The following is a 25,580-nucleotide window of genomic DNA, read 5'->3' as shown; positions in this document are numbered from 1 at the left end:
GGGTCGTCGTACGGCCGGATGCGATCGGCGCTGCGCCCCGGGGGCCGGGTCGCGGGGCCGGCTACTTCCCGGGGAGTAGTCCCCATGCCGTCCACAGGGCCGACGCGGCGGCCGCCGCACCCGTCTAGGCTGCGGACATGAGCGGGCGTCAGATCGATCGCGAACGGATCGCCGACGGGGTCCTCGCGGCCGTGGTCGGCGCCCTCGGCACGGCGGTGGCCGCCTTCGACGACGGCACCACGGCGCTCGACCACGCGCTCGTCCTCCTCGCCTCGGCGGCACTCGCCTTCCACCGAGCCGCCCCGCGCGCGGTGCTGGCCGCCGCCACCGTCCTCGGCACGGCGTACGTCGTGCACGCGGATCCGGGACCGCTCTGCGCGCTGCCCGTGCTGGGCGCCGTGCACACGGCGGCCCGGGTCGGCCACCGGGGTCTCGCGGCGGCCGGCAGCGCCGTGTTCCTGGCCGGGTACGTGGCCACCGGGCCCGGCACACAGAACGCGGCCGAGCGGGCCGGACTGCTCGCCGGCTGGTTCCTGTGCGCCGTGGTGACCGGCCTCGCCGACCGGAACTGGCAGGCCTACCTGCGCCAGACCGAGCAGCGTGCCCTGGAGGCGGAGCGCACCAGGGAGGAGGCGGCACTGCGCCGCGCCGGGGAGGAACGGCTGCGGATCGCCCGCGAGTTGCACGACTCGCTGACACACAGCATCTCCATCGTCAAGCTCCAGGCCGGCGTCGCCGTCCACCTGGCCCGCAAACGGGGCGACGAGGTGCCGCCCGCGCTCCTCGCCATCCAGGAGGCCAGTGGAGAGGCGATGCGCGAGCTGCGCTCCGCCCTTCAGGTGCTGCGGGCCGACGAGCCCACCGGTACCCCGGCGCAGCTCGTCGAACGGGCCCGCGCGGCGGGACTGGCCGTCGACCTCCTGGTCACCGGGGACGAGCGCCCGCTGCCCCGGGCCGTCGACCGGGCCGCGTACCGCATCGTCCAGGAAGCCCTCACCAACGCGGCGCGGCACGCCGGGCCGGCCGGGGTACGGGTCCGCATCGACTACGGCACACGGAACACGAGTGGTCAGCCGGGGGAGTTGACGATGTACGTGGACGACGACGGTGGCGCCGACCCGGCCCGCCCGCCGGTGCCGGGCACGGGCCTGACCGGCATGCGTGAACGCGTCGCCGCCCTCGGCGGCACCCTGCGCGCCGCCCCGCGCGCGGAGGGCGGCTTCTCGGTCCACGTACGGCTTCCGCTGGAGGAAGCGGTATGACCGGCGTCGTCCGGGTCGCGCTCATCCACCGGGCCCAACTCGTGGTGTTCGCCTACGAGTCGGGTCTGGTCTCGGTGCGCGGCGCATGAGCCGTCGGCGGCTCGCCGCCGTCAGGGCACCCGGGCGGTCCACTCGGGGGAGGAGAACTTCGTGCGGGCCAGCTCCCGGGCCAGGGCCAGCTCCTCGTCCGTCGCCCTGCCCCGGGTCAGTCCGTACCGGGTGGCGAAGGAGGCCACCATCCGCTCGATCACCGTCTCGCGCGCCAGCCCGGTCTGACGGCGCAGCGGGTCCACCCGCTTCTTCGCGGACCCGGTGCCCTTGTCGGACATCTTCTCCCGCCCGATGCGCAGCACTTCCAGCATCTTGTCGGCGTCGATGTCGTACGACATCGTCACGTGGTGCAGCACGGCGCCCGGCCCTCCGCCCGGGCCCACCATGCGCTTCTGGGCCGCGCCCGCGATCTTCCCCTGGTCGGTGGCGATGTCGTTCAGCGGCTGGTACCAGGCGCGGATGCCCATCTCGCCGAGCGCGCCGAGCACCCAGTCGTCGAGGTAGGCGTAGCTGTCCTGGAAGGAGAGGCCCTGCACCAGCGCCTCCGGCACGGACAGGGAGTACGTGATCGTGTTGCCGGGCTCCACGAACATGGCGCCGCCGCCGGAGACGCGGCGCACCACCTCGATGCCGTGCCGGGCGGCGCCCTCGGGGTCCACCTCGTTGCGCAGCGACTGGAAGCTGCCGATGATCACCGCCGGTGCGCCCCACTCCCACACCCGCAGCGTCGGCGGACGCCGGCCCGCGGCGACCTCGGCGGTGAGCACCTCGTCGAGGGCCATGTGCAGGGCGGGGGCCTCGGGGCCCTCGTGGATCAGCTGCCAGTCGTAGTCCGTCCAGTCCGTGGCGTGCGCGAGCGCGCGGCGTACGGCGATGCCGACGCCCTCCGAGGTCAGCCCGTACATGACGGTGCCCTCCGGCACGGCCGCGTCGATGCGCGCGGCGAGTCCGCTCGCGTCGGTGTCCGCCGGGGCTCCCTCCAGCGCACGGTTCACGGCGTCCAGCGCCTCGTCCGGTTCCAGGAAGAAGTCGCCCGCCACCCGCACGTGCCGCAGGGCGCCGCCGTCCACCTCGACGTCCACGACGACCAGCTTGCCGCCGGGGATCTTGTACTCACCGTGCACCGTTCCGCCTCCGTTCCGCATCCGGCGACAACAGTGCGCCCGGCCGGTGTGTTCCCGCACCGCACCGCGCCGTACCGGGCGGTCAGGTGAGCCGGCCGGCCACCCGGCCGCCGACGGGCACGGCCAGCGGACGGGCACGGCCGGCCGAGGGCACGGTCAGCGGACCGGCTGGGCGCCGACGACGGACAGCAGGCGCAGCTTGTCGTCGCTCTCGGAGCCGGGCGCGGCCGTGTAGACGAGCAGATGGTGCGACTGCTCGGGATCGAGCAGGGTCTGGCAGTGCAGCTCCAGGAGCCCGACGTCGGGATGGCGGAAGCGTTTGACCTGGCGGGGGCGGACACCCACCTCGTGGGTGTCCCACAACGTGCGGAACTCCTCGCTGCGCTCCAGCAGGAGCCGGGCGTAGTGGGCGGCCCGCGAGTCCGGGCCCCGCACCGTGACGACCTGGCGCAGTCCCGACGTGAACGTCCGGGAGAGCAGGGCGTGGTCCTCCGGCGCGTACAGGGCGCGGGCGGCCGGCAGGGTGAACCAGCGGAAGCCGATGCTCCGTTCCGGTCCGGTGAACCGTGTGGCGTCGCCGGTCAGGGCCACGCCGAGCGGCGTCTGCCGCAGCGTCTCCCCGAGTTCGGTGACGATCTCGGCGGGGGTGTCGGCCAGGCGGTCGAGGATGCGCAGCAGCCCGGGGCCCACGTGCTCACCCGCCGCACCGCGCACGGGCGGGTGGTGCCCGGCCAGGCGGAACAGGTGGTCGCGCTCGTCCAGGGACAGGTGCAGGCCCTGGGCGATGGAGGCGGTCATCTGTTCCGAGGGCTGCGGGCCGCGCTCCCGCTCCAGGCGCGCGTAGTAGTCGGTCGACATGTGGCACAGCGCCGCGACCTCCTCGCGGCGCAGGCCACGGGTCCTGCGGCGCTGTCCCCGCGGAAGTCCGACGTCCTCGGGCTGCAGCAGCTCCCGCCGACGCCGCAGGAAGGCCGCGAGCCCGCTCCGGTCGATCTCCATGGGTGCTCTCCTTCGGGCCGCTTCCCTTTCTACCGCCTCGCGCCGCCCTTCCGGGCCGCCGCGGGCCGCCCAGCCACGGACCGCCGATCCCCCTCTCCGGTGACCGGGACGGCCGCAGCCTGCCCGGACACCGGGGACGACCTGCGAAAAGGGCAGGGCAGCGCCGTACCCCGGCCGCCGGATCAGGGGATCGGCAGGCCCTGTATCGCGCCGGCCGGTCCGGCCACCGTGGAAGGGACGACACCACCAGCGAGCAACGACACCCGAGGAGCGGCCCGTGCCACGCACCGACTTCGACATCACCGTCCCCGACCTGTCCGGCCGGCGCGCGGTCGTCACCGGCGCCAGCGACGGCATCGGACTCGGCATCGCGACCCGCCTGGCGGCCGCCGGTGCCGAGGTGCTCCTGCCGGTGCGCAACCCGCGCAAGGGCGAGGCGGCGCTCGAGGCGATCGGGACCCGGGTGCCCGGCGCCGACGTGTCCCTGCGGACGCTGGACCTGTCCTCGCTCACCTCCGTGGCCGCCCTCGGCCGGGACCTGCTGGCGGAGGGCCGCCCGATCCACCTGCTCGTGAACAACGCCGGCGTCATGACACCGCCCGGGCGGCAGACGACCGACGACGGCTTCGAGCTGCAGTTCGGCACCAACCACCTCGGACACTTCGCCCTCGTCGCCCACCTGCTCCCGCTGCTGCGGGCCGGACGGGCCCGGGCGACCTCGCAGATCAGCATCGCGGCCGACCGGAACGCCATCAACTGGGACGACCTGAACTGGGAACGCTCCTACAACGGCGGGCGTGCCTACAGCCAGTCGAAGATCGCGTGCGGACTTTTCGGGCTCGAACTCGACCGCCGCAGCGAGGCCGGCGGCTGGGGCATCACCAGCAACCTGTCCCACCCGGGCGTCGCCCCCACGAACCTGCTCGCCGCCCGCCCCGAGGTGGGCCGCGCCAAGGACACCGTGGGCGTACGCGTCATCCGGGCCCTGTCCGCCCGCGGCATCCTCCTCGGCACGGTCCGCACCGCGCGGCTCCCCGCGCTGTACGCGGCCACGTCACCGGACGCCGAACGCGGAGCGTTGTACGGCCCCCGAGGCCCGGGCCACCTGGGCGGCCCTCCCGCGCGGCAGAAGCTCTACAGCCGCCTGCGGAGCACGGACGAGGCACGGCGGCTCTGGGAACGCTCCGCGGAGCTGACCGGGGCACGCTGGCCTCTGAGTCCCGGCACCTGATGCGCGGGCGCCCCGCTCCACGGGGCCCTCGGCGGACGGTTCGAGCCGGCCGGCGCGGGCGGTCCAGCGCAGACGGCGCGTTGCGCGGGGCGCGGGCGTCCGGTGGCTGTGATCCGTATGTCACTCGCGCGCCCTGCCGAGACGTGACGCCCCGGGAAATGATGTGCGGACCGCATGTGAGCCAGGCGAATCCGCGTATCCGCTCTCGGGGCAGACGGGTGGGCGGGGGAAAGGACTCAACCTTGTTGCTGCTCATTTCTCCGGACGGTGTCGACGAGGCCCTCGACTGCGCGAAGGCGGCCGAGCACCTGGACATCGTCGACGTCAAGAAGCCCGACGAGGGCTCGCTCGGCGCCAACTACCCGTGGGTCATCAGGGAGATCCGCGCGGCGGTCCCGGCGGACAAGCCGGTCTCCGCCACCGTGGGGGACGTGCCGTACAAGCCCGGCACGGTGGCCCAGGCGGCGCTCGGCGCCGCCGTGTCCGGGGCCACCTACATCAAGGTCGGACTCTACGGATGCGCCACGCCCGAGCAGGCCGTGGAGGTCATGCGCGGGGTCGTCCGGGCGGTGAAGGACCACCGGGCGGACGCCTTCGTCGTCGCCTCGGGATACGCCGACGCCCACCGCATCGGCTGTGTCAACCCGCTCGCGCTGCCGGACATCGCGCGCCGTTCGGGTTCCGACGCCGCCATGCTCGACACCGCCGTCAAGGACGGGACGCGGCTGTTCGACCACGTGCCGCCCGACATGTGCGCCGAGTTCGTACGACGGGCCCACGACGCCGGTCTCCTCGCCGCGCTCGCGGGCAGCGTCAAGACCGGCGACCTGGGCGAACTGGCGCGCATCGAGACGGACATCGTCGGGGTGCGCGGAGCGGTCTGCGAGCGGGGGGACCGCACTACGGGCCGGATCCGGCCGCACCTGGTGGCAGCCTTCCGGGCGGAGATGGACCGGCACGTCCGCGAGCACGCGGCCGTCGCCGTACAGAGCTGACCATGACCCTGGCAACCGGACTCACCCCGTACGCTCCCGCTGACCGGAACGGGTACTTCGCCGTCGTCGACCCGTCGACCGGCGAAGCCTTCGACGAGGCTCCCGACCGGCGGCCGCAGGAACTGGACGCGGTCGTCGACCGGGCCCACACGGCCTGGCAGGACTGGCGGGCCGACCCGGTCGCCCGCAGGACGGCGCTGCTCGCGGCGGCGGACGCCGTCGACGCGGCCGCCGCCGCTCTCGCCCCGCTCCTCACCCGCGAACAAGGCAAACCGCTGACCGAGTCGCACGCGGAGGTGGCCCGGACGGCCGCCCGGCTGCGCTACTACGCCGGGCTGGACACCGGGACGCAGCCGATCGCGGACGGCCGCCCCGTGCACAGCCGGCTGCGGTGGCGGCCGATCGGGCCCGTCGCCGCGATCGTCCCGTGGAACTTCCCCCTGCAGCTGGCGTCGGCGAAGTTCGCGCCGGCCCTCGCCGCGGGCAACACGGTGGTGCTCAAACCCTCACCGTTCACCCCCCTCGCCACCCTGATGCTGGGGTCCGTGCTCGCCGGTGCCCTGCCCGAGGGCGTACTGACGATCGTCACCGGAAGGGAGCCGCTCGGCGCCCGTCTCGCATCGCACCCGGGGATCCGCCATGTGACCTTCACCGGATCGGCGGCCACGGGACGGGCCGTCGCCGCGGGCGCGGCGGCCACCCTCGCCCGCGTCACCCTGGAACTGGGAGGCAACGACGCCGCCGTCCTGCTCGACGACGTAGACGTGGAGAAGATCGCGGACCGGCTGTTCTGGGCGGCGTTCCGCAACTGCGGCCAGGTCTGCATGGCGGTCAAACGGGTCTACGCGCCCGCCCGGCTCTGCACCCGCGTGGTGGAGGCCCTCGCCCACCGGGCGGACACCACCGCCGTCGGACCCGGACTCGACCCGGCCTCGCGCATCGGGCCGGTCAACAACGCCCCGCAACTCGCCCGCGTCGAGCACCTCACGGCCCGCGCCCTGGCGGACGGCGGCCGAGCCGCTGCCGGTGGACACCGCCTGGACCGGCCGGGGTACTTCTTCGCCCCGACGATCCTGGCCGACGTACCGGCCGACAGCCCGGTGGTGACCGAGGAGCAGTTCGGCCCGGTCCTGCCCGTCCTGCCGTACGACAGCCTCGACGAGGCCGTCCGGGCGGCCAACGGCACCGGCTTCGGACTGGGCGGCTCGGTGTGGGGCACCGACGCCGACCTGGCCGCGACCGTCGCCGACCGCCTGGAGTGCGGAACGGCCTGGATCAATCACCACGCCGAACTCTCCCTGGCTCAGCCCTTCGCGGGTGCCAAGGACAGCGGTGTCGGCGTCGCGGGCGGACCGTGGGGGCTGCACGGAAACCTCAGACCCTTCGTCGTGCACCGCCCGGAGGAGGCGTGACGTGAGGTTCGGCGCTGCGGTGCTGCGTGCGTACGACGATCCGTTCACCGTCGAGGAGGTGGTGCTGGCGGAGGGCCCGGCCACGGGGGAGGTCCTGGTCCGGATCGCGGGCTGCGGGATGTGCCGGACCGATCTCGCGGTGCGGCGCTCGGCCGGCCGCTCGCCGCTGCCGGCGGTCCTCGGCCACGAGGGGTCCGGAGTCGTGGTGGAGACGGGCGGCACGGGCACCGGTCTGAGCCCCGGCGACCATGTGGTGCTGAGCTTCGACTCCTGCGGGCACTGCCGCAACTGCTTGGGCGCCGCCCCCGCCTACTGCGACTCCTTCGCCTCGCTGAACCTGTACGGCGGGCGCGAGGAAGACGCCGCACGCTTCACCGACGCGACCGGGACGCCCCTGGCTCCCCGCTGGTTCGGCCAGTCGTCGTTCGCCGAGTACGCCCTGGTCCCGGCCCGCAACGCCGTCCGGGTCGATCCCTCACTGCCCCTCGAGCTGCTCGGACCGCTCGGTTGCGGCTTCCTCACCGGTGCCGGTGCCGTCTTCAACTCCTTCGGCCTCGGACCCGGTGACACCCTCGCCGTCTTCGGTGCGGGCGCGGTGGGCCTGGCCGCGGTGATGGCGGCCCACGCAGCCGGCGCGGTGACCGTGGCCGTGGACCGGCACCCCGGGCGGCTGGCCCTCGCCGAGCGGTTCCACGCCCTGCCGGTCCCCGCCACACCGACCGGACCGTCCGACCGTGTCCTGCGGCTGACCGGCGGGGGAGCGGCGTACGCGCTGGACACCACGGGGTCCGCCCGGCTGATCAACGAGGCGCTCCGGTCGCTGCGTCCGACCGGCCGGCTCGGCCTCGTGGCACGGCTCCACGACACCCTGCCGCTCGACGTGGGGACCCTGGACCGGGGGCGCAGCATCGCCCACATCTGCGAGGGCGACGCCGTCCCCGGAGTGCTCATCCCCCGCCTCACCGAGCTCTGGCAGTCCGAGCGGTTCCCCTTCGACCAGCTGATCCGCACCTATCCGCTCGCCGACATCAACCAGGCCGAACACGACTGCGAGACGGGCCGCGTGGTCAAACCCGTCCTGGTCCCGGACGGCCGGCGGCACTGAACAGGCCCCGCACCGCCGCCGCACCAGGCCGGCGCCTGCGACGGACGCCCGACCCACACGACTTCATGACGGAGAAGGCATGGCCGACACGGCATCGCTCAGCACCAGTACGGACGGCGTGGAGGGAGGAGTGGGGCTGACCGCCCTCCTGGTCGCCGCGGCGCGGGCGATCGAGACCCACCGCCCCGACAGCCTCGCCCAGGACGTCTACGCGGAGCACTTCGTCCTGGGCGCGGGCGCCTCCGCGCACTGGCCGGTCCGCCTGGAGCAGGTTCCGGACGGGGACCGGAGCCCGCTCTGGGGACGCTTCGCGCGCTACTTCGGTCTGCGTACCCGGGTTCTCGACGACTTCCTGCTCCGGTCGGTCCGGTCCGCCGGCATCCGTCAGGTGGTGCTGCTGGGTGCCGGACTGGACACACGGGCCTTCCGGCTCGACTGGCCCGCCGGCTGCGTGATCTTCGAGATCGACAGGGACGGAGTCCTCGCGTTCAAGCACAAGGTCCTCGACGCCTTGTCGGCCGACCCCGGGGCGGCGCGCGTGCCGATCGGGGTCGACCTGCGCGCCGACTGGGCCGGCGCGCTGACGGCTGCCGGCTTCGACCCCACGACCCCCACCGTGTGGCTGGTCGAGGGACTGCTGTTCTACCTGCCGCACGCCGCCGAGACCGCGCTCATCGACACGGTCGACCGGCTGAGTGCGCCCGGCAGTGCCCTGGCCTACGAAGTCAAGCTGGAGAAGGACCTGATGGCGTACCGGGACAGTCCGCTGTACACGTCCACGCGCCGACAGCTCGGCATCGACCTGCTCGACCTGTTCAGCCGGGAGCCGCGGCCCGACTCCGCTGCCCGTCTGACGGGCAGGGGCTGGGCCGCGTCGGTCCGCACCCCCTTCGACTTCACCCGCCTGCACGGACGCGGACCGCTGCCCGAGGAGAACGACGCCCTGGGAGGCAACCGCTGGGTGTTCGCGGACCGGACGCGACCGGCGTGAAGGGCCCGGCCCGTTTCATGCATGGATCCCCTGTTTCCCCCCGTTCGTGTGTGAAGGGCCCTTGTTCCCCGCTGGAGCGGTCGGGAGAACCGGATAGTGGGGTCGGCCGCCGGGGGCAGCTCCCCGGCGCATTCCGACGGCAAGGACCCGAAGAAAGGCAGGGTGCACCATGGTGCCCACCACCGAGGCTACCGACCGCGTCGAGCTGGTCTTCTCCCTCTTCGACGCCGATGGCAACGGCTACCTGGAGCGCGCCGACTTCGACTTGATGGGCGACCGCGTGGTGGCTGCCGTACCGGCCGCGCGGCAGGCCGTCAAGGACAGGCTCACCGGTGCCTTCCGCCGCTACGGCGAAACGCTCCTGACCGAGCTGGACGCCAACGGCGACGGCCGTGTCAGCCCCGAGGAGTTCACCTCGGTCGTCCTCAACCCGCAGCGGTTCGACGCCGTCGTGGACGAGTTCGCCGAAGCCCTCGCGGCGACGGGCGATCCGGACGGCGACGGCTTCGTCGCCCGCCCCGAGTTCCTCGCGCTGATGATCGCGATCGGTTTCGCACGGCCCAACATCGAGGCCCTCTTCGACGCCTTCGGCCCGGACGGGGAGGACCGCGTGCGGGTGTCCACCTGGGCCGACGCCATCAGGGACTACTACCGCCCCGAGAAGTCCGGCATCGCCGGCGACCACCTGGTCCCACGGAACTGACGAGCCGGACAGGACGCTCCGGTCGTCTGCCGGAGAACGCGTCCGACCTGATGGGGAGGGTGGCGTCGGCCGGTGGCGCGGATCTACGCTGCCTGCGGCAGCGGCCGACGCCGGCAGCCTGACCCGGGGGTGGCGGTGAAGGCGGGGCTGCGTGGAGGGGCTGGTCCCGTACCCGTCCTCCCCGGCCCCCTCCCGCGGGCCCGTTCCGCTGTCGTACGGGCCGTCGACGTACCCGAGCAGCGAGGTCAGGCATGCAGTTCACGACTCGCCCCACCCTGAGCGGCACCTTCGGCATGGTGTCCTCCACCCACTGGCTGGCCTCGCAGTCGGCCATGGCGGTGCTGGAGGACGGCGGCAACGCCTACGACGCCGCGGTCGCCGGTGCCTTCGTGCTGCACGTCGTCGAGCCGCACCTCAACGGGCCCGCCGGAGAGGTGCCGATCCTGCTCGCCCCGGCGGGCGGCGAGGTGCGGGTGCTGTGCGGCCAGGGTGTGGCGCCGGCCGGGGCGACCGTCGCGCACTACAAGGGACTCGGTCTCGATCTCGTCCCCGGCACCGGACCGCTCGCCGCGGCCGTGCCCGGCGCCTTCGACGCCTGGCTGCTCCTGCTGCGCGACCACGGCACCAGGTCACTGGCCGACGTGCTGAAGTACGCCATCGGCTACGCGGAGCACGGGCACGCGCCCGTGGAGCGCGTCGCCGAGACCGTCGAGACCGTCCGGGAGCTGTTCGAGACGGAGTGGACGTCCTCCGCCGAGGTCTACCTGCCGGACGGCCGCCCGCCCCGCCCCGGCGAGCTGCTGCGCAACCCGGCCCTCGCCGCCACCTGGAAGCGGCTGCTCGCCGAGGCCCGAGGCCCGCGGGGGCGGGAGGGGGGCCGCGAGGCGGAGATCGACGCGGCGCGGGAGATCTGGCGCTCCGGGTTCATAGCCGAGGCCCTCGTCCGGCAGGCCGCTCGGCCCACGCTGGACACCAGCGAAGAGCACCACACCGGCACCCTGACCGCCGCCGACCTGGCCGGCTGGTCGGCTCACCACGAGGCCCCCGCCACGTACGACTGGAACGGCTGGACCCTGTGCAAGGCCGGCCCGTGGAGCCAGGGGCCCGTCCTGCTCCAGCAGTTGGCGCTGCTCCCGCCCGAGCTGCCCGCCCACGGCTCCGCCGACTACGTCCACCTGCTGATCGAGGGCTGCAAGCTCGCCATGGCCGACCGGGAGGCCTGGTACGGGGACGCGGAAGGCGCGGAACGGGTGCCGCTCGGCGAGCTGCTGTCGCCCGGGTACAACGCGGCGCGACGGCAACTCGTCGGCGACAAGGCGTCCTTCGAACTGCGGCCCGGCTCACCCGGCGGGCACACCCCGCGGCTCAGCGCTCACGCGCTCGTCTCGGCCGTGGACGGGACGGGCCTCGACGCCCTGGGGGTCGGCGAGCCGACGGTCGCCAAGAGCCCGACGTCCCCGGTCCCGGGGGAGCCGGACGTCGCCGCCGACGGGGGCACCCGCGGCGACACCTGCCACCTCGACGTCGTGGACCGCTGGGGCAACATGGTCTCGGCCACGCCCAGCGGCGGCTGGCTCCAGTCCAACCCCGTCGTGCCCGAGCTGGGCTTCCCGCTCGGCACCCGGCTCCAGATGACGTGGCTGGAGGAGGGTCTGCCCAACTCGCTCGCGCCGGGCCGCCGCCCGCGGACCACGCTCACGCCCTCCCTCGCCCTGCGCGACGGGGTGCCGGTCATGGCCTTCGGCACCCCCGGCGGCGACCAGCAGGACCAGTGGCAGACGCACTTCTTCCTCGCCGTCGCGCTGCGCGAGCGGGTGCGCGGCGGTCTCGACCTCCAGGGCGCGATCGACGCCCCGAACTGGCACAACGACAGCTTCCCCGGCTCCTTCTTCCCGCGCGGCATGCGGGCGGGAGCCGTCACCGTGGAGTCGCGCATGCCGGCGGAGGTCGTCGAGGAACTGCGGCGACGCGGCCACGACGTGACGGTGGGCGAGGCGTGGTCCGAGGGCAGGCTGTGCGCGGTGGCCCGCGACCCGGAGACGGGCGTGCTGTCGGCGGCGGCGAACCCGCGCGGCATGCAGGGCTACGCGGTCGGCCGCTGACCGGTGCGACGGGCCGGCCGGCGCGGTCCGCCGCCGGCCCCACGCGACCGCGGGCACCGGGTGTTCGCCCCGATTCCACCGGGAGTACACCGGCAGGGTGGGGATTGTCAGTGGCGCGTGCTCTCATGGAGCCATGATCGAGAACAACGAAACCATCGACGAGTTTCTCGCCCGGCACACCGACGCGGTGGAGGCCGCCGTCCGCAAGGCCGCCGCCCAGGAGATCATGCCCCGCTGGCGCCGCCTCGCGGAGCACGAGGTCGACCAGAAGGCCGGCCCGCACGACCTGGTGACCGACGCCGACCGCAAGGCCGAGCTGTACCTCACGGAGGTCCTGGCCGGCCTGCTGCCGGGCTCCGTTGTCGTCGGCGAGGAGGCGGTCCACGCGAACCCCGTCTCGTACGAGGCGATACGCGCCGACGCGCCGGTGTGGATCATCGACCCGGTCGACGGCACCCGGCAGTTCGTGCGCGGTGAGGAGGGCTTCTGCACGCTGGTCGCGCTCGCCCGGCACGGCATCGTGCACGCCTCCTGGACCTACGCCCCGGTCGACGACCGGCTCGCCACGGCCGTGCGGGGGCGGGGCGCCTACCTGGACGGTGAGCGGCTGTACGCGGGACCGCCCGAGCCCGGCCGCGACCTGCGCGTCGCCACCTCCCACCCGGACTACACGACGGACGAGCAGAAGCGCGACCTGCTCGCCCTGCGCACCCCGGGGGTGGCCCCCCGCCCCTGCGGCTCGGCCGGCCTGGAGTACCTGGCCGTCGCCCGCGGCGAGTCCGACGCCACCGCTTTCTCCTGGGAGGCGGCGTGGGACCACGCGGCCGGACTCCTCCTGGTCGAGGAGGCGGGCGGTGCCCACCTGACCCGCTCGGGCGAGCCCTTCCGCATCACCGGGGGCAACGCCCTGCCGTTCACCGCCGCCCGCGACGCGGCCACGGCCCGCAGGGTGGTGGGGCTGCTGTCGGGCGGGGCGTGATCCCACCGGCCGTCGCGGGCCGTGCCCCGCGACGGCGCGCTGTCGGACCCCGGGCATATCCTGATCCCCAGTGGCCATCGGCTGACGAAGGGGTCCGAAGGTGCCGTCGATGCTCGATGCGGTCGTGGTGGGTGCGGGGCCGAACGGACTGACCGCTGCGGTGGAGCTGGCCCGCCGGGGCTTCTCGGTCGCCGTGTTCGAGGCGCAGGGCACCGTGGGCGGCGGGGCGCGCACCGAGGAGCTGACCCTGCCGGGCTTCCGGCACGACCCCTGCTCGGCCGCGCACCCGCTCGGCATCAGTTCCCCGGCCTTCCGCTGTCTCCCGCTGGAGCGGTACGGCCTGGAGTGGCTGCACCCGGCACTGCCCATGGCACACCCCTTCCCGGACGGCTCGGCCGCCGTGCTGTCCCGGTCGGTCGGTGAGACGGCCGCCTCCTTCGGAGCACGCGACGCGGGCACCTACCGCAGGCTGGTCGAGCGCTTCCTGCCCAGGTGGGACACCCTGGTCCGCGACTTCATGTCGCTGCCGCTGACCGCGCTGCCCCGCGACCCGGTCACGCTCGCGCGGTTCGGACTGGTCGGCCTGCCCCCGTCGACGTGGCTGATGCGCCGCTTCCGCGACGAGAAGGCCAGGACCCTCTTCGCCGGGCTCGTCGCGCACGTCATGGCCCCGCTCGGCGGCTTCGCCACCGGCGCCATAGGCTTGGTCTTCGCCCTGGCCGCGCACGCCCGCGGCTGGCCCGTGGCCCGCGGCGGCTCCCAGGCGATCTCCGACGCGCTCGCCGCCCACCTCGCGGACCTCGGCGGCACCGTCCACACCGACTACGAGGTCAAGCGCCTCGACGACCTGCCACCCGCGCGGGCGTACGTCTTCGACACCTCGCCCACGGCCCTGGCCCGCATCGCCGGCCTCGGCAACCACTACGCGAACTACCGGTACGGACCCGGCGTCTTCAAGATCGACTACGCGCTGGACGGCCCCGTCCCGTGGACGGCCGAGGAACCCCGCGGCGCGGGCACCGTGCAGATCGGCGCCGACAGCACGGAGATCGGCGCCGCCCTGGACGCGGCCTCCGGCACCGGCCGTGCGCCCGAGCGGCCGTTCCTCATCACGGTGCAGCCCAGCGTCGTCGACCCCACCCGCGCCCCGGCCGGCCGGCACGTCTTCTGGGCCTACGGCCACGTCCCGCACGGCTGGACCGGCGACCTCACCGACGTGATCGAGCGCCAACTGGAGCGCTTCGCCCCCGGCTTCCGGGACCGGGTCCTCGCCCGCGCGACCGCGGGCCCGCCCGAGCTCGCCGCCCGCAACGCCAACTACGTCGGCGGAGACATCGCGTCCGGCGCCGTCTCCGGCCTCCAGCTCCTCCTGCGTCCCAAGCTCTCCCTGTTCCCGTACGGGACCCCGCACCCGGCGGTCTTCATCTGCTCCTCGGCCACCCCGCCGGGCCCCGGCGTCCACGGCATGTCCGGCCACAACGCGGCGAAGGCCGTCTGGCGCAGACTCCGTCAGACCTGACCCCCACGGAACCGAGCCGAGCGAGGAAAGCCATGCCCACCCTCACCCTCGTCCGCGGCGACATCACCCGCGAGCACGCCGACGCGATCGTCAACGCCGCCAACTCCTCGCTCCTCGGCGGCGGCGGAGTCGACGGTGCCATCCACCGGCGCGGCGGGCCCGAGATCCTCGCGGAGTGCCGCAGGCTCCGCGCGGGGCACCTCGGCAAGGGCCTCCCCACCGGCCGCGCGGTCGCCACCACCGCCGGTGACCTGGACGCCCGCTGGGTGATCCACACGGTCGGGCCGGTGCACAGCACCACCGAGGACCGTTCGGACCTCCTTGCCTCCTGCTACCGCGAGTCCCTCCGCGTCGCCGACGAGCTGGGCGCCCGCACGGTCGCCTTCCCCGCCATCTCCACGGGCGTCTACCGCTGGCCGCTCGACGACGCGGCCCGCATCGCGGTCGAGACGGTGCGGACCACCGGCACCTCGGTCACCGAGGTCCGCTTCGTCCTCTTCGACGACCGGGCGTACGAGGCGTTCGCCGCGTACGCCGGCTGACCGCCGGGCCGGGGGAGCGGGCCGGGCCCCGACGAGGAGCCGACGCGTACCGTCCGGGTCAGCGCGTGCTCCACTTCTGGTTGTCCTGGCCGTTGCACTCCCACAGCTGGAGCCTCGCGCCGTTGGCGTTGTTCGCGTCGACGACGTCCACGCACTTGTTGGCCTGCACGTTGACCAGGTCCCGGGGCCCGGCCAGGATGAACTGCTGGGCCGGGTTGCCGCTGCACACCGCCACCTGGACGACCGTTCCGTTGGCAGTGCCGCCCCAGGTCGCGTCCATGCACAGGCCCAGCGACCGGATCGTGCCGTCGGGCCGGAAGTCCCACTTCTGCCAGTTCTTGCCGGTGCAGTCCGCGATCTGCAGCGGTGCGCCGTCCCGCCACTTGTGGCCCGCCACCTCGATGCAGCGGTCGGAGGCGTGGCCGTAGATCGTCGTGCCGGGGGCGACGGGCTCCGGAGCCTTGGGGGCCGGCTTCTCCTCGGCGCCCCCGCCCGAGGTCCCCTTCTCGGACTTCCTGGGCGCCGGCGCCGCGTCGCCGCCTCCACCGCCACCGCCCCCGGCGTTTTCCGGTTCCCGCACGTCCGGCTGCTGCGCCTTGGGCTGTTCCACGGGCGCGGACTCGGCGGTGCTGGGCAGGGTCTGCGGGGTGGCGCTGGGGCTGGGCGCGAGCGCCGCGCCGGCCTGCTGGGTCTGTTCGGTGGCGCTGGTGCGGACCTGGGGCTTGTAGGCGATCCAGATCATCACGAACGCGACGGTCAGGGCCACCGCGATGCCCAGGAACGTGGCCAGCCAGCGGGGCAGGAAGCCGCGCTGCACGTACGTGCCTTCGACGTCGGTCGGATCGACGCCGGAGCGGCGCACCGCCAGCGTGTAGGGCCGTTCCTCCTTGGACCCGAACCAGATGACCTGCTTCGGCTTCAGCGTCGTCTCCACGAACGCCGCGCGGCCCGGCTCGATCTGCACGTTCGAGGGCCGGATCTCGTACGACAGGTGGTCGCCGGTGTCGCTGCCCGCGACGGACGCCGTGACCTTGGTGTTGCCGAGGTTGTCCACCGCCAGCCGCGGCCGGCCCCGGAACCGCCCCTTCACCACCGGCGGCACCAGCTCCGCCCGCACCTCGGTGAACGCGGTGATCGTGAGGTTCCCCTCGGGCACCGTCACCGCGTCGGGGTGTTCCGTCGGGGTGATCCGCACCGCGTACGGGTTGGGGCCCGCCGTCGCGTCCGGCGTGCGCGGCGGGGCGAAGGTCAGCTCCACGGTGCCGGTCGTCCCGGGATACAGCCGCAGGGTCTGCGGCTCCACCGTCGTCCAGGGCGCGATGTCCCCGACGGGTTCCAGCCGGTACTCGTCCACCACGTCACCGGTGTTGCGCACCCGCAGCCGTACACGGGTACTGCTGCCGGGGTCCACGGTCGCGGACGCGGGCTCCAGGGAAGTCCACAGGTTCACGCGAGGACGTTACGTGGTGGCCGGGCCCCGGTCAGGAGCCCTCGGGGCAGTCCTGGGTGCCCCAAGGGGCCCGGTTCCGTGACCGGTCGTCCCGAGGGCGGCCCTGCCCACCAGGAACGAACAAACTCCGACGGGATAATTGATTCGGTTCTGTTCGAGTCCTAGGGTGACCCTGATCCAGTAGTCACCGCGTCACCCGCAGTTGAGTCCGCCCCACCGTCAACTGCACTCGAAGCACCGTGTGTTGAGCCGCCCCCGAAGCCCACGGAAGGCCACGGTCATGCCGCACTCTCCCGCGTCACCCGCCCAGTCCCCGGCTCGCCCGCCCCGCCCGGTCGTCAGCCGACGCCGCCTCCTGGAGGGCGGGGCCGCCGTCCTCGGCGCGTTCGCGCTCTCCGCGTCGCCCGTCACCGCGCACGCGGCCGGACGGCGAGCGGCGGCCGGCGAGTCCCCGGAGTGGAACGACTTCGGGGTCTTCCGGATCGGCACCGAACCACCGCACGCCACCCTCACGCCCTACGAGAACGTCGAGCAGGCCCGCGCCGGTGACCGCGCCCGCTCGCCCTACCGGCTGAGCCTGGACGGCAGCTGGAAGTTCGCCTACGCCGACCGCCCCGAGGACCGGGACGCCGACTTCCACCGCACCGACGTGGACGACGGGGACTGGGAGACGATCCCGGTCCCGTCCGTGTGGCAGCTGCACGGCCACGACTTCCCCATCTACCTGAACATCACCTACCCGTACTGGGGCCCCAACGGGCTCGGCGAGGAACCGCAGCCGCCCGCCGCGCCGACCCGCTACAACCCGGTCGGCCAGTACCGGCGCACCTTCACCCTGCCCCGGCACTGGAAGGGCCGCCGCACCTTCCTCCACTTCGAGGGCGTCAAGTCCGCGCACTACGTGTGGATCAACGGCGAACTGGTCGGCTACGACGAGGACTCCTACACGCCCTCCGAGTACGACGTCACCGACCACCTCAAGCCCGGCACCAACCAGATCGCCGTCGAGGTCTACCGCTACTCCGACGGCGACTGGATGGAGGACCAGGACATGATCCGGCTGAGCGGTATCTTCCGCTCGGTCCACCTCTACTCCACCCCCGCCGTGCACCTGCGCGACTTCAAGCTGGACACCCCGCTCGACGCCGACTACACCGACGCCGAGCTGGCCGTCACGGCGAGTGTGCGGGCCTACGGCGAGGGCGGCACCGGCCGCTACACCGTGGAGACCCAGCTCTACGACGCGCGCGGCCACGCCGTCTGGCCCCGGCCGCTGCAGCAGCCCGTCGACGTCGGCGAGGCCCGCGCGGGCGAGGACGTCACCGTACGGGCCGCGAAGGCCGTGCCGAAGCCCGCGCTCTGGTCCGCCGAACACCCGAACCTGTACACGGCCGTACTGCGCCTGCGGGACCCCGCCGGAAAGGTGACGGAGACCCTGTCCCACCGGGTCGGCTTCCGCGAGTTCGCGCTCAAGGACGGCCTGATGCGGATCAACGGCGAGCCGGTGTCCTTCCGCGGCACCAACCGCCACGAGATGCACCCCTCCCGCGGCACCGCCCTCACCCGGGAGGACATGGTCGAGGACATCAGGATCATCAAGCGGATGAACATCAACAGCGTCCGCACCTCGCACTACCCCAACAACCCGTACTGGCTGGAACTGGCCGACGAATACGGCCTCTACCTCGTCGACGAGACCAACCTGGAGACCCACGGCATCCGCGACGAGTACCCCGGCGACCACCCCGACTGGACCGCCGCCTGCGTGGCCCGCGCCCAGAACATGGTGCACCGCGACAAGAACCACCCCTCCGTCGTCATCTGGTCGCTGGGCAACGAGGCGGGCGGCGGCTCCACCTTCACCGCCATGCACGACTGGATCCGCTCCTACGACACCACCCGCGTCATCCAGTACGAGGGCGACGACCGCCCCGGCATCAGCGACATCCGCTCGGAGATGTACGACAGCCCGCAGCGTGTCGAGCAGCGCGCGAACGACACCTCCGACACCCGGCCGTACGTCATGATCGAGTACGCCCACTCGATGGGGAACTCGACGGGCAACTTCAAGAAGTACTGGGACGTCGTGCGCGCCCACGACGTGCTCCAGGGCGGATGGATCTGGGACTTCGTCGACCAGTCCCTGTACACACCCGTCCCCGCCCGCACCCTGCTCACCGAGGCCGGACCCGCGAAGCTGCGCGGCGAGATCCTCGCCACCCGCGGCACCCTCGACCGCGACCAGGGCCTGTCCGGCATCACCGTCTTCGAACGCGACGACAGCCTCGACCTCACCGGTTCGCTCACCCTGGAGGCCTGGATCACCCCGCACGTGACGGGCTACCACCAGCCGATCCTCGCCAAGGGCGACACCCAGTACGCGCTGAAGCAGAACGGCCGGACCCTGGAGTTCTTCATCCACTCCGCGGGACAGTGGATCACCGCGAACTGGACGGTGCCGGACGACTGGACCGGCCGCGAGCACCACCTCGCCGGCGTCTTCGACGCGGACGCCGGGACCCTGACCCTCCACGTCGACGGCGTCGAACGGGCCACCCGCACCACCGACCGGCGCCCCAGCAGCAACACAGCGCCCCTGTCGCTCGCCACCGACGCCGACCAGCAGGTACGTGAGTTCAGCGGCACCATCAGGCGCGCCCGCGTCTACGCCCGCGCCCTCGGCGCCGCCGAACTGGCCTCCGAGGACCGCGGCCCCGGCGACGACGGCGTGCGGTTCTGGTTCGACGCCGCGACCGTGAAGGCCGAGAAGAAGCGGCCCCGGGACAAGACGTTCCTCGCCTACGGCGGTGACTGGGGCGACAACCCCAACGACGGCGCCTTCGTCGCGGACGGCATCGTCACCGCCGACCGCGGCCACACCGGCAAGGCCGCCGAGGTCAAACGCGTCTACCAGGCGGTCAACGCCGCTCGCACCACCGGCGGCGGCCCGGGCGCCGTCACCCTCACCAACGAGTACCTCTTCACCCACCTGCGCGAGTTCGACGGCCACTGGGAACTCGTCGCAGACGGCCGGGTCGTACGGCAGGGGAAGCTGACCCGGGACCAGCTGGACGTGGCACCGCGGTCGAGCAAGGACATCACCCTCCCCGTAGGCCTGCCGGACCACCCGGAACCGGGCACCGAGTACTTCCTGCACCTCTCCTTCACCACCAAGGAGACCACCCCGTGGGCGAAGGCCGGCTTCGAGGTGGCCCGGCAGCAGCTCCCCGTCGAGGCCGGCGCGCCCGCCGTGACCCCGGCGCGCCCGACGGGCCTCGCGGCCCTGCGCCACGAGGAGCGCGACCGCGACGTCCGGGTCACCGGCAAGGGCTTCTCGGTCACCGTCGACAAGCGCACCGGCACCATCACCTCCTACGAGGCGAAGGGCACCCGCCTGATCACCTCGGGGCCCGTGCCCAACTTCTGGCGCGCGCCGACCGACAACGACAAGGGCAACGGCCAGCACACCCGCAACCAGACGTGGCGCGACGCGGGCGCCCGCCGGAAGGTCACCGGCGTCGCCGTGCGCGCCCTCGGCGACCGGGCCGTCGAGATCAAGGTCACCGGCACGCTGCCCACGTCGGTGGAGTCCGCGTACGGCACCACCTACACGGTGTTCGGCAACGGCGAGATCAAGGTCGACAACACCCTGCACCCGGGCGCCGCGACCCTGCCGTACATCCCCGAGGTCGGCACGATGCTCTTCCTGCCGGGCCACCTGGACCGCGTGCACTGGTACGGCCGCGGCCCCGAGGAGAACCACTGGGACCGCAACGACGGCACGGACGTCGGCCTGTACTCCGGGACCGTCGCCGAGCAGTGGACGCCGTACATCCGGCCGCAGGAGAACGGCAACAAGACCGACGTCCGCTGGATCGCCCTCACCGACCGCCACGGCGTGGGCCTGCTGGCGTCCGGCGAACCCCTCCTGGAGGCCAACGCCTCGTACTTCACGCCCGAGGACCTGTCGGCCGGCGTGCGGCACGACTACCAGCTCACCCCGAGGGACGAGGTCGTCCTGCGCCTGAACCACCGTCAGATGGGCGTCGGCGGCGACAACAGCTGGGGCGCGCACACCCACGACGAGTTCAAGCTCTTCGCCGACCGGGACTACGCGTACACCTACCGGCTGCGCCCGCTCACCGACGTCCGTGACGCGACGCGCCTCTCGCGGCGGCCGACGGCGACCGAGTAGCGGCGGATCGGGACGGGAGCCCGGGGTAACCGGGCTCCCATGGGTGACATTCTGGTCGGGGCATGCTCGTGGACGGACCGGCAGCTCGTGGCGAGCGGCTGGTACCCGCGCGGGCGCCGGGACGCCGAGGGGCGGCTGCGGCACTACGCGTCGCGGCTGCCCGTCGTCGAAGTGGACGCCGGGTACTACGCGTTGCCCAGCCGCCGCAACAGCGAGCTGTGGGTGGAGCGCACGCCGGACGGCTTCCGCTTCGACGTCAAGGCCTTCTCGCTGCTGACCGGCCACCCCACGCGTGCCGAGTCCCTCCCCGCGGACCTGCGCGGGAACGGGCGCGGGTGGCTCGGGCGCGGGCAGGCGAGCGACGCGCTGCTGGACGAGGTGTGGGGAAGGTTCGCCGAAGCGGTCGAACCGCTGCGCGGGGCCGGGCGGCTGGGCGCCGTGCTGTTCCAGTTCCCGCCGTGGTTCGCACCCGGCTCCTGGGCGGAGGCGGCCCTCGACGCCTGCGTGCGGCGGGCGGAGGGCTGGCCGCTCGCGGTGGAGTTCCGGCACCCGGGCTGGTGGGAGGCGGAGCAGGCGGAGACCACCCACGCCCTGCTCACCGCTCTGGGAACCTCGGCCGTCGGCACCGACATGGCGCAGGGCCTGCCGGCTTCCCTGCCGCCCGTCGTGCCGGTCACCCGGCCCGCCCTCGCCGTCGTCCGGTTCCACGGACGCAACCCGGCGTGGGGGAGGGGCACCAAGGAGGAGCGCTTCCGCCACGACTACGACGTGAGCGAACTCGCCGCCCGGGCGCCCCGGCTGCGGCGCGCGGCCGGCCTGGCGGACGAGCTGCACGTGCTGTTCAACAACTGCTGCGCGGACGCCGCCGTGCGGGCGGCCGAGACCATGCGGGGACTGCTCACCGCGCCGTGTCGCTGATGCCCAGCCGCAGGTGCTCCACGTGGAACACGGCCTGGTCGAGCAGCTCGGCGACGTGGTGGTCGTGCAGGGCGTACACCACCGAACGGCCCTTGCGCTCGCCCACCACCAGACCGAGGTTGCGCAGCAGCCGCAGCTGGTGCGAGCAGGCCGACTGCTCCATGCCCACCTCCGCCGCCAACTCGGTCGCGGGGAGCGGGCCTTCGCGCAGCCTGGCCAGGATCAGCAGCCTCGACGGCGTGGACAGGGCCTGGAGGGTCGTGGCGACCTTCGCGACGTTGTCCGCGTCCAGGCGCACCCGCCCGGCGGCGTCCTGCGCGGTGGTGGCGGCTCCGTGACCCATGCGGTCATCTTACGCACCGGCCACCGGCACACGAACGGATGAACGAAGGGGTCGAAGGGCGGTTGCGTGGGACGGAGGGCGAAGGGACTGGACCGAATGAACAAATGAATCAGTCTTCATGTGTTCCTGTATGGTGTCCCGCGTGTCCACCACCCTCGCCCCCGCTCCGCGGACCGCGCCCCCCGCACCGCGGTCGCCCCGCCGCCCCACCCGCGTCCTCGCCCTGCCGGAGGCCCGGTGGGCGCTCGCGTCCCTGGCCGCGTTCCTCCTCGCCCTGCCGCTCGACCTCGGCGGCGCACCCGCCTGGGCGTACGGCCCGCTCTACGCGGTCGCCTACGCCGCCGGCGGCTGGGAGCCCGCGCGCGAGGGCCTGCGCGCGCTGCGCGGGAAGACCCTGGACGTCGACCTGCTGATGATCGTCGCGGCGCTCGGCGCGGCCGCCGTCGGGCAGGCACTCGACGGCGCCCTGCTGATCGTCATCTTCGCGACCTCCGGCGCCCTGGAGGCCCTGGCCACCGCCCGCACCGCCGACTCCGTGCGCGGCCTGCTCGACCTCGCCCCCACCACCGCGACCCGCCTGCGGGACGGCGGCGAGGAAACCGTCCCCACCGCCGACCTCGCCGTCGGCGACCTGGTCCTGGTCCGGCCGGGTGAGCGGATCGGCGCCGACGGCACCGTCGTCGAGGGCACCGGCGAGGTCGACCAGGCCACCGTCACCGGAGAGTCCCTGCCCGCCCTCAAGCGCCCCGGTGACGACGTCTTCGCCGGGACCCTGAACGGGACCGGCGCCCTGCGCCTGCGCGTCGGGCGCGATCCGTCCGACTCCGTCATCGCCCGGATCGTCACCCTGGTCGAGGAGGCGTCCCGCACCAAGGCGCCGACCCAGCTGTTCATCGAGAAGATCGAGCAGCGCTACTCCATCGGCGTGGTCGCCGCCACCCTGGCGGTGTTCGGCCTCCCCCTCGCCTTCGGGACGGGCCTCACGGACGCCCTCCTGCGCGCCATGACCTTCATGATCGTCGCCTCGCCCTGCGCCGTCGTCCTCGCGACGATGCCGCCCCTGCTGTCCGCCATCGCCAACGCCGGGCGGCACGGCGTCCTGGTCAAGTCGGCGGTCGCCATGGAACGCCTCGGCGAGACCGACACCGCCGCCCTCGACAAGACCGGCACCCTCACCGAGGGCACCCCCGAGGTGACCGCCGTACGCCCCTCGCCCGGGTGCGGCGTCGACGAGGACGCCCTTCTCGCCCTCGCCGCCGCAACCGAGCACCCCAGTGAGCACCCGCTGGCCCGCGCGATCGTGAGCGCCGCCCGTGCCCGGGGGCTGCGCATCGCGCCCGTGGACGACTTCACGGCGGCTCCCGGCCGCGGGGTGACGGCGGTGATCGACGGCCGCACGGTGCACGTCGGCCGAGCCGACACCCCGCAGGGCGCCGAGACCACCGTCCGCGTCACCCGCGACGGCGGCCTCCTGGGCACCCTCGCCCTCACCGACCGCCTCCGCGCCGACGCCGCGCCGGCCACCGCCGCGCTCACCGCCCTCACCGGCACCGCCCCCGCCCTGCTCACCGGCGACCACGCGGCCGCCGCGGCCCGCGTCGCCGCCGCGACCGGCATCACCGACGTCCGCGCCGGCCTGCTGCCCGAGGACAAGGTGGAGGCCGTACGGGAGCGGGAACGGGCGGGGCGCAAGGTGCTCTTCGTCGGCGACGGCGTCAACGACGCCCCGGCGCTGGCCGCCGCGCACGCCGGCGTCGCCATGGGCCGGGCCGGCTCCGACCTGGCCCTGGAGACCGCCGACGCGGTCGTCGTCCGCGACGAGCTGACGGCCGTACCCGCCGTCGTACGGCTCTCCCGGCGCGCGCGCCGGCTGGTCGTCCAGAACCTCGCCGTCGCCGGAGTCTTCATCACCGTGCTCGTCCTGTGGGACCTCCTCGGCCACCTCCCGCTGCCGCTCGGCGTGGCGGGCCACGAGGGCTCGACCGTACTGGTCGGCCTCAACGGCCTGCGGCTGCTGCACGAGTCGGCCTGGCGGCAGGAGTGATCCGCAAGAGCGCAGCACGCGTGACGTCCATGTCGGATTCCCGCCAGCTCCCGGCCGTCCCGGGGGCCATCCTGGAGACATGCAGACGGGAATGCACACCGACACCGAGCGCTGCGTGCGCGCCGTGCGGTCGAAGGACGCCCGCTTCGACGGCTGGTTCTTCACGGCCGTCCTGACCACCCGCATCTACTGCCGGCCAAGCTGCCCGGTGGTGCCGCCCAAACCCGGCAACATGACGTTCTACCCGAGCGCGGCGGCCTGCCAGCAGGCCGGGTTCCGGGCCTGCAAGCGCTGCCGCCCGGACACCAGCCCGGGCTCCCCCGAGTGGAACCGGCGGGCCGACCTCACCGCCCGCGCCATGCGGCTGATCGCCGACGGCGTCGTGGACCGGGAGGGCATCCCCGGCCTCGCCGCCCGCCTCGGCTACAGCACCCGCCAGGTCGAGCGCCAGCTCCTCGCCGAACTGGGCGCGGGCCCTCTCGCCCTCGCCCGTGCGCAGCGCGCCCAGACCGCCCGGCTGCTGATCGAGACCACCCCGCTGCCCATGGCCGACATCGCCTTCGCGGCCGGGTTCGCCTCCGTCCGCACCTTCAACGACACGGTCCGCGAGGTCTACGCGCTCTCCCCGAGCGAACTGCGCAGCCGCGCCCCCCGAAACCGCCCCGCCCGCACCACCGCCGGAGCCGCCCCCGGCACCGCGCCGAGCGCGAGCCCCGGCGCCCTCACCCTCCGCCTCCCGTTCCGCGCCCCGCTCAACCCCGACAACCTCTTCGGCCACCTCGCCGCCACCGCCGTACCCGGCGTCGAGGAGTGGCGGGACGGCGCGTACCGGCGCACCCTGCGCCTCCCGTACGGTCACGGCATCGTGGCCCTCACCCCGAACCCCGACCACGTCGCCTGCCGCCTCACCCTCAGCGACCTGCGCGACCTGACCGTCGCCATCAGCCGCTGCCGGCGCCTGCTCGACCTGGACGCCGATCCGACGGCGATCGACGACCAGCTCCGCGCCGACCCGCTGTTCGCGCCGCTCGTCGACAAGGCGCCCGGCCGACGCGTCCCGCGCACGGTCGACGAGGAGGAGTTCGCGGTACGGGCCGTGCTCGGCCAGCAGGTGTCCACCGCCGCCGCCCGCACCCACGCCGCGCGCCTGGTCGCCGCGCACGGCGACCCGGTGGACGACCCCGAGGGCGGCCTGACGCACCTCTTCCCCTCGACCGGCGCGCTGGCGGCGGTGGACCCGGAGACGCTGGCGATGCCCAGGACCCGCCGCACCACCTTCACCACCCTGGTCGCCCGCCTGGCCGACGGCTCGGTCGGCCTGGGCGTCGAGAGCGACTGGGCCGAGACCCGCGCCCGGCTCCTCGGCCTGCCCGGCTTCGGTCCCTGGACCGCCGACGTCATCGCCATGCGCGCACTCGGCGACCCCGACGCCTTCCTCCCCACCGACCTCGGCATCCGCCGCGCCGCCGCGGAACTGGGCCTGCCCTCCACGCCGGCCGCGCTCACCGCCCGGGCGGCGGCCTGGCGGCCCTGGCGGGCGTACGCCGTCCAGTACCTGTGGGCGACCGACGACCACCCGATCAACTTCCTGCCCGTATGAGCCCGCCCGAGGAGC

19 protein-coding genes are annotated in these 25,580 nt (G+C 73.8%); 15 read left to right on the top strand and 4 right to left on the bottom strand.

The window, feature by feature from the left end:
- Positions 1–137 precede the first annotated feature (137 nt).
- Positions 138–1,262, top strand: coding sequence for a sensor histidine kinase (locus tag EV562_RS26220; RefSeq protein ID WP_133889323.1), 1,125 nt, complete (start codon positions 138–140; stop codon positions 1,260–1,262).
- A gap of 110 nt (positions 1,263–1,372) precedes the next feature.
- On the opposite strand, the gene EV562_RS26215 is transcribed toward EV562_RS26220, so the two are convergent.
- Entirely contained in the window at positions 1,373–2,437 is a 1,065-nt protein-coding gene (locus EV562_RS26215) for a biotin/lipoate A/B protein ligase family protein (protein ID WP_133889322.1), read from the bottom strand.
- 156 nt (positions 2,438–2,593) lie between these two features.
- Complete coding sequence (locus EV562_RS26210; RefSeq protein WP_133889321.1) at positions 2,594–3,436, bottom strand: helix-turn-helix transcriptional regulator; 843 nt, start codon at positions 3,434–3,436, stop codon at positions 2,594–2,596.
- A 277-nt stretch (positions 3,437–3,713) separates the two neighbouring features.
- Between EV562_RS26210 and EV562_RS26205 the strand changes: the two genes are divergently transcribed.
- The 10 genes from EV562_RS26205 (at position 3,714) to EV562_RS26160 (ending at position 15,015) form a co-directional block, all read left to right on the top strand.
- The gene (locus EV562_RS26205; RefSeq protein WP_133889320.1) at positions 3,714–4,667 is read left to right on the top strand and encodes an SDR family oxidoreductase; all 954 of its coding nucleotides are present in this window, start codon (positions 3,714–3,716) and stop codon (positions 4,665–4,667) included.
- A 242-nt stretch (positions 4,668–4,909) separates the two neighbouring features.
- Complete coding sequence (locus tag EV562_RS26200; RefSeq protein ID WP_133889319.1) at positions 4,910–5,662, top strand: (5-formylfuran-3-yl)methyl phosphate synthase; 753 nt, start codon at positions 4,910–4,912, stop codon at positions 5,660–5,662.
- A 2-nt stretch (positions 5,663–5,664) separates the two neighbouring features.
- Positions 5,665–7,074 (top strand): aldehyde dehydrogenase family protein, encoded by a 1,410-nt coding sequence (locus EV562_RS26195; RefSeq protein ID WP_133889318.1) that lies wholly within the window; start codon positions 5,665–5,667, stop codon positions 7,072–7,074.
- A gap of 1 nt (position 7,075) precedes the next feature.
- Entirely contained in the window at positions 7,076–8,179 is a 1,104-nt protein-coding gene (locus tag EV562_RS26190; RefSeq protein WP_133889317.1) for an NAD(P)-dependent alcohol dehydrogenase, read from the top strand.
- Between the two features lie 79 nt (positions 8,180–8,258).
- Complete coding sequence (locus tag EV562_RS26185; protein ID WP_133889316.1) at positions 8,259–9,170, top strand: class I SAM-dependent methyltransferase; 912 nt, start codon at positions 8,259–8,261, stop codon at positions 9,168–9,170.
- A 169-nt stretch (positions 9,171–9,339) separates the two neighbouring features.
- Positions 9,340–9,873: an EF-hand domain-containing protein gene (locus EV562_RS26180; protein WP_133889315.1), complete on the top strand. Its 534-nt coding sequence runs from the start codon at positions 9,340–9,342 to the stop codon at positions 9,871–9,873.
- A 251-nt stretch (positions 9,874–10,124) separates the two neighbouring features.
- Complete coding sequence (locus EV562_RS26175) at positions 10,125–11,975, top strand: gamma-glutamyltransferase (protein WP_133889314.1); 1,851 nt, start codon at positions 10,125–10,127, stop codon at positions 11,973–11,975.
- 133 nt (positions 11,976–12,108) lie between these two features.
- Entirely contained in the window at positions 12,109–12,954 is an 846-nt protein-coding gene (locus tag EV562_RS26170) for an inositol monophosphatase family protein (RefSeq protein ID WP_133889313.1), read from the top strand.
- 109 nt (positions 12,955–13,063) lie between these two features.
- Positions 13,064–14,473, top strand: coding sequence for an NAD(P)/FAD-dependent oxidoreductase (locus EV562_RS26165; RefSeq protein ID WP_133889312.1), 1,410 nt, complete (start codon positions 13,064–13,066; stop codon positions 14,471–14,473).
- 32 nt (positions 14,474–14,505) lie between these two features.
- The gene (locus EV562_RS26160) at positions 14,506–15,015 is read left to right on the top strand and encodes an O-acetyl-ADP-ribose deacetylase (RefSeq protein WP_133889311.1); all 510 of its coding nucleotides are present in this window, start codon (positions 14,506–14,508) and stop codon (positions 15,013–15,015) included.
- A 58-nt stretch (positions 15,016–15,073) separates the two neighbouring features.
- Here EV562_RS26160 and EV562_RS26155 read toward each other — a convergent pair whose 3' ends face one another.
- Complete coding sequence (locus EV562_RS26155; RefSeq protein ID WP_133889310.1) at positions 15,074–16,465, bottom strand: RICIN domain-containing protein; 1,392 nt, start codon at positions 16,463–16,465, stop codon at positions 15,074–15,076.
- A gap of 280 nt (positions 16,466–16,745) precedes the next feature.
- Between EV562_RS26155 and EV562_RS26150 the strand changes: the two genes are divergently transcribed.
- Positions 16,746–20,660, top strand: a complete 3,915-nt coding sequence (locus tag EV562_RS26150) for a glycoside hydrolase family 2 TIM barrel-domain containing protein (RefSeq protein ID WP_133889309.1) — start codon at positions 16,746–16,748, stop codon at positions 20,658–20,660.
- Between the two features lie 39 nt (positions 20,661–20,699).
- Positions 20,700–21,578 (top strand): DUF72 domain-containing protein, encoded by an 879-nt coding sequence (locus tag EV562_RS26145; RefSeq protein ID WP_133889308.1) that lies wholly within the window; start codon positions 20,700–20,702, stop codon positions 21,576–21,578.
- On the opposite strand, the gene EV562_RS26140 is transcribed toward EV562_RS26145, so the two are convergent.
- On the bottom strand, positions 21,559–21,921 hold the full coding sequence (locus EV562_RS26140) for a metalloregulator ArsR/SmtB family transcription factor (RefSeq protein ID WP_133889307.1): 363 nt from the start codon (positions 21,919–21,921) through the stop codon (positions 21,559–21,561). The two genes, EV562_RS26145 and EV562_RS26140, sit on opposite strands and share 20 nt — an antisense overlap.
- 130 nt (positions 21,922–22,051) lie before the next feature.
- On the opposite strand from EV562_RS26140, the gene EV562_RS26135 reads away from it, so the two are divergent.
- Positions 22,052–23,965: a heavy metal translocating P-type ATPase gene (locus EV562_RS26135; protein ID WP_208298424.1), complete on the top strand. Its 1,914-nt coding sequence runs from the start codon at positions 22,052–22,054 to the stop codon at positions 23,963–23,965.
- Between the two features lie 79 nt (positions 23,966–24,044).
- Complete coding sequence (locus tag EV562_RS26130; protein ID WP_279588513.1) at positions 24,045–25,565, top strand: AlkA N-terminal domain-containing protein; 1,521 nt, start codon at positions 24,045–24,047, stop codon at positions 25,563–25,565.
- The last annotated feature ends 15 nt before the right edge of the window (positions 25,566–25,580 follow it).

It is taken from the genome of Streptomyces sp. BK208 (genome assembly GCF_004364245.1).
Classification (GTDB): domain Bacteria; phylum Actinomycetota; class Actinomycetes; order Streptomycetales; family Streptomycetaceae; genus Streptomyces.
This window is presented reverse-complemented; position numbering and strand designations above follow the sequence as displayed.